General features: G+C 69.5%; 4 protein-coding genes. 2 read left to right on the top strand and 2 right to left on the bottom strand.

Annotated elements, in window-relative coordinates:
- The first annotated feature begins 999 nt into the window (after positions 1–999).
- Positions 1,000–1,557 carry a helix-turn-helix domain-containing protein gene (locus ITI46_RS33305; protein ID WP_209243680.1) on the top strand — a complete coding sequence of 186 codons (558 nt, stop codon included), beginning with the start codon at positions 1,000–1,002 and terminating at the stop codon, positions 1,555–1,557.
- Positions 1,554–2,021, top strand: a complete 468-nt coding sequence (locus tag ITI46_RS33310; RefSeq protein ID WP_209243681.1) for a helix-turn-helix transcriptional regulator — start codon at positions 1,554–1,556, stop codon at positions 2,019–2,021. Before ITI46_RS33305 ends, ITI46_RS33310 begins: the two co-directional genes overlap by 4 nt.
- 145 nt (positions 2,022–2,166) lie before the next feature.
- Here the strand turns inward: ITI46_RS33310 and tpg are convergent, their stop codons facing one another.
- On the bottom strand, positions 2,167–2,727 hold the full coding sequence (gene tpg / locus ITI46_RS33315) for a telomere-protecting terminal protein Tpg (RefSeq protein WP_209243682.1): 561 nt from the start codon (positions 2,725–2,727) through the stop codon (positions 2,167–2,169).
- Between the two features lie 7 nt (positions 2,728–2,734).
- Positions 2,735–4,657, bottom strand: a 1,923-nt coding sequence (gene tap / locus ITI46_RS33320; RefSeq protein ID WP_209243683.1) for a telomere-associated protein Tap, incomplete at its 5' end; no start/stop codon positions are given.

The raw sequence follows: 4,657 nt of genomic DNA on the forward strand, positions 1-4,657 counted from the left end.
AGCCAGTGCGTTCCCGCTCCGCGGGAACGCGGGTGGGACGCTGCGCGTCCCACACCAACCCGTCCGCTGCGCTCCCGGGTTGATGCTCCGTCCGCTGCGCTCCCGGAGCGGTGTGGGGCTGCGCCCCACACCGGCTGGTCCCCCGCTGCGCTCCGGACCAGCCAGGCGGAGTCGCTGCGCTCCCCCGCCAAGGGCCCGCATATGCGGGCCCTTGGCTACAAGAGCAAGGGGCGGGCAGTCGGGGAAATTGTGGGGGCCGGGCGGAGGGAGTGCGGGGTGAGGTGACTGGACGTCAGGCTGTTTTCGGGTGGCCATAGGGCAGCGGTGGGAGAATTTCGGCCTCGGCTCCGAGAGCTTTCAGGGGATATGTGATTCACTTTGGGGTGGAGATAGACTCTGGACTCGGGTAGCAGCACCATTGAGGGAGCGGGACCGGTTTCCGATCACCCCCCATTACTGGTCCCGGGGGGTCACCCAGCTCCGGCGAGCGAAGGCAGTCGGCTTCCCCTGTCCTGGCATCACCCACCGCCTCCCAGAGCATCTCGCGGGACCCTCCGGCCACGCCCTGGCAGCGCGCGGCCTCACTCATGACAGCGCGCAGACCGCACACGTGTCACGAATGAGACCGAACCCCTGAGGGAGCACCCGTGCTGCGCTATAGACCTCCGGGACACTCACGCGGCCAACCACTGCCGAAACAACGCGACCCATCAACTGGCCCGGGCCGCAGCCGCGTTGATGCATGCATCGGTTGGAGGGTCTGGCAACGGGTCAGAGGTGCGCCTCTAAAGATCAGATAGCGGTGACGCGTTGACCTGCGAAAACGTGGGCGATGCATGCACCTTTGGTGCATAGATCGTGGTCGTGGGCGGCGAGATGTATGCACGTAGGTGACTAGAACGTTCCTGTCCAGAAACACGCCCGCCGCGTGCATAGATCGCCTGCATAACATGGCAGGTCTGCTATGTTATGCGCCCGAACGATCATGAAGGAGAGCCCGTGGCCCAGACCTTGAGGCGCAGGTCGGAGGCGCCGACGGAGGCGTCACGACTGGCTCCAGCGCCCCCACCCTCGGACACCGTCAACGGCATGGAGTCCGCGCGGGACCTGCTGAAGAGGTTCGAGAAGCTCGCCAAAAGGGGCGGCACCTTCAGCACGAACCCGGACGTCAAGCCGTACGTCTTCTACGGCAGTCGGCACCTAAGTGCCTCTCAGGTGATCCACGAGAACTTGTGGAAGTTCAAGTTCTCCACGATGTCGCGCGACGTCCTGGACCATATGGCGACCAACCACGACGACCAGGCGCTGGTGCAGATGACTCAGACCAGCCTGGCCAAGAAGTTCGGCTGCTCGCAGTCGAAGGTTTCCCGGGCGATCGGACAGCTGAGCCGTCACAACTTCACCTGGAGGGAGCGGCGCGGGGTGTACCGGCTCCACCCGCTCTACGCTTACCGGTGGGGCAGTGTGAAGCAGCGGCGGTTGGTGAAGTCGCTGGAGAAGACGCTGCTGGAGCACGAGATCGTCATCCCGACTGTGAGGAACGAGGCCACGCGATGAGCACCGTCCCTGGTTTCCACAACCCGGAGATCTTCGAGGTCCTTCCGAACGCCTGCCTGTCGCCGACGGCCCGCGACGTCTTCGACGTCCTCACCGCCCGTCAGGAGCCCGGCGGCCTGGTCCGCATCCGGCAGCAGGACATCGCAGAACGCCTCGGCCTGACCCAGTCCGTCGTCTCCCGGGCGATCGGGCAGCTGCGGGACAAGGGCATCCTCAGCGAGCGGCAGCGCAAAGGCACCGTGCTCATCCACCCGCTCCTGGCGGGCTACGAGTCGCTCGCCCACATGGCCAACCACCTGAAGGACCCGAACACCTTCCTGTGGCCGCTGAACTTCCCCACAGGCGACATCCGGCCCCCGCGGACCCGAGACGCCCGGACAGGCACCGACTTCGACCCAGACCCGGACGGCGGCGAGGACGCCCCAGTCCCCGACACCCGACCCGCCCTTCGGCTGGCTGGCTGAACCGCCGCTGAACTCGGCGCCGGGAAGCCGGCCTGGCCTGGCTTCTGCGCCGCGGGCGCTACCAGCTCCACCCCGTTCTCACAGGAGGCGCGGTCGCCGGCGCGGCCCAGGCGGTTGCGCACTGGCCAACTGACACAGTCGGCTGCTACAGCTCGAAGTCCACGTGCTCGATGTTGGTGAAGCGGACTTCCTCGAGTTGGCCGGCGCGGCGGCCGTTGTCCTGGAAGTACACCTCCTTGAGGGCTTCGGCGGCGATCTGCTGCAGTTGCTGGTCGTTGGCGCCGGCTTCCTGGGCGTCGAAGAGGCGGGCGGCGTACTGGGGGGGAAGGGCGACGGTCAGGTGGCGGATGCGGTCCTGGTCCGTCGAGCCGATCGGGGCGGTGTAGCCGAGGCGGGCGCGGGTGTCGATGATGATGCCGGTGGCGGTGGCCGCCCGTTCCTTGGCCTTGGCGCGGATCTGCGGCTGCCATCGTTTTTTGACCTCGGTCTCCATGCGGGCCGCGAGGTCCTTGCGGGGTTTTTTGATCTGGTTCTTCACGTAGCGCTCGACGGTGCGCTGGGAGATGCCGAGCAGTTCGGCGACGGCTTTGGTTCTGCCTTTGTGCTGCTTGACCAGGTACCGCATCTGCGCGCCGGCCGATTTCGGGATCGGGCGGGTGAACGCCTTCTGCACCGCCTGGTCCAGTCCGTCCCCGAGCGTGCCCATCGCCTGTCTACTCCCCGGTGTCGTGGTCGGTGACGGTGCCGTCCTTGATGTAGCGGGCGAGGTTGAGCTCCGGGGCCTCGAACTGCTCTCTCACGCCCTCGCCCCACAGCACGCTCTGGGTGCCTTCGTGCTTGACCAGCCCGGGGTTCACCCCGAGCTTGAACCCGCCCGGCAGCGGCTTGCCCTGACGGTAGGGCAGGAAGTCCAGGGGGCTGTCCCCGTCGACCGCGTACACGGCACAGTCGGAGAGGATCGCGACCGGGTACTGTCCGGTGAAAGCGGCGTGCTTGAGGATCTTGCGGTGCATGTTGACCCGCGTGCGGGAGATGACGGCCGCGCGGATGTCCGGCCGCCACGTCGGCCGGGACAGGGCCCGCCATGGCTGGCCGGGCCGCCAGCCCTCCCCCCGGGGCCGCTCGCGCAGCTTGCCCAGGCCGCCCTTCACCGTCGCTTTGATCGCGGAGACCACGACTGCCAGCTGCGGGTCACGCTGCCGGTGGCCGTCCATCGCCGCCAGGAACTGCTCCGGCGGCAGGTCGGCGGGCACGCCCAGGTCGGCCATGGTGGTGAGGTACGCGTCGCGCAGCCGCTGGTACCAGGCGTCCAGGTAGCGGCCGTTCTCGTAACGGACCCAGGCTTCGACCGGTGCGACGTCGTAGCCGAGTTCCTGGGCGTAGGCGACGGTGGGGGTCGCGTACCAGGCCGGGCCCTGGGGGCGTTCGCCCTTGGGGGTGAACGGGCTGGGCAGCAGGCCGCCGTCCAGCTCCACCCACTCCTTGCCCGCCTTCACCCTCGACAGGTCGACGTGGGAGAGGTCGACCAGCCACGAGCCGGGCAGCTTCGGGTCGAATGCCGGCGCTTTGACGTGGGTGGGCGCGCCGAGTCCCACGATCAGGCCGTTGGCGCCGGCGGCGAAGGCCATGTTCACGTCGATGCCGACCAGGTTGCGGCGCAGGCATTCGGCATCGGTGAGCGGCCGTGCCCAGTCGTACGCCTCCTCGAACAGCTTCTCCGCCGGGCCGCGGACGTGGAAGCGCGGCAGGTCCTTCAGCAGCGGGTGCCCGTCGGGGGCCTCACACGGCGCGCAGTCCACCGGGTCCTTCCCCAGGCTGCCGGGGTTGTGCTCGGAGTGCCGCTTGCCGTCCGCGTCGGGCGCGGAGGCGCGGGTCGGCGGGTGCAGTGCGGTCATCAGCTCCAGGCCGGTTACGGCGGTCGAGCCGCGGGGCGTCATCACCCGGGATGCGTACACGCCCAGAAGGCGGGCCAGTTCCGCCGGCGGGAGCTGCCCGGCCTCGCCCCAGTGCCGGGCATCGAGCGCGTGCCAGGACGGGATGCACAGCTGCACGCAGGCCCGCTCCGAGCCGGTGGCAGGGCGGTAGATCCGCGCCCACGGCCCGAACCCCCGCTTGGTCAGCATCCAGTCGGCGCGGACCAGCTGCTTGATGACCTTGTGGCCTTCCGGCAGGCGCCCGGCCAGCCGCTCTTCCTCCGTCAGCGTGGCCGGGAGGCCGTAGCGTTCCAGCGCGGCCTCGGTGAGCACGAGCAGCGGGTCGGCGTCCTTGCCAGGACCGGACAGCTTCGGCTGCCCGAGCCGGGCCTCGCCCAGGGCCCACTCGATCAGGGCGGGGAGGGACTTGGCGGGCACGTCCAGGACCAGGCCGCCGACGCAGTACGCCTGCACCTGGCCGCCGTCGGCGTCGACCACCGCGAGCGGCCCGTTCTCGAAGCGCGGATCAGCGGCCGGGGCCGGGCTGTTCGCCGGGGCGGCCTTCTTCGTAGCCGGGCGGGGTTGCGTCGGCGCTGTCGGGCGCTTGGTGGGGTGCGCCGGACGCGACGTGGGGGCCGGGGCCGTGCCGGCGGCGGGGCGGGGCTGCCCGGGAGCCGTCGTGTCTGCGGCTTGGGAGGCCGTGGCCGCAGGCGGGGCTTCGGC

Source organism: Streptomyces oryzae, from assembly GCF_017676365.1.
In the GTDB taxonomy this organism is placed as follows: Bacteria; Actinomycetota; Actinomycetes; order Streptomycetales; family Streptomycetaceae; genus Streptomyces; species Streptomyces oryzae.

Coding starts and splice junctions, on each gene's coding strand:
- ITI46_RS33310 (WP_209243681.1), top strand. CDS start 1,554: ATGAGCACCGTCCCTGGTTTCCACAACCCGGAGATCTTCGAGGTCCTT.
- tpg (WP_209243682.1), bottom strand. CDS start 2,727: ATGGGCACGCTCGGGGACGGACTGGACCAGGCGGTGCAGAAGGCGTTC.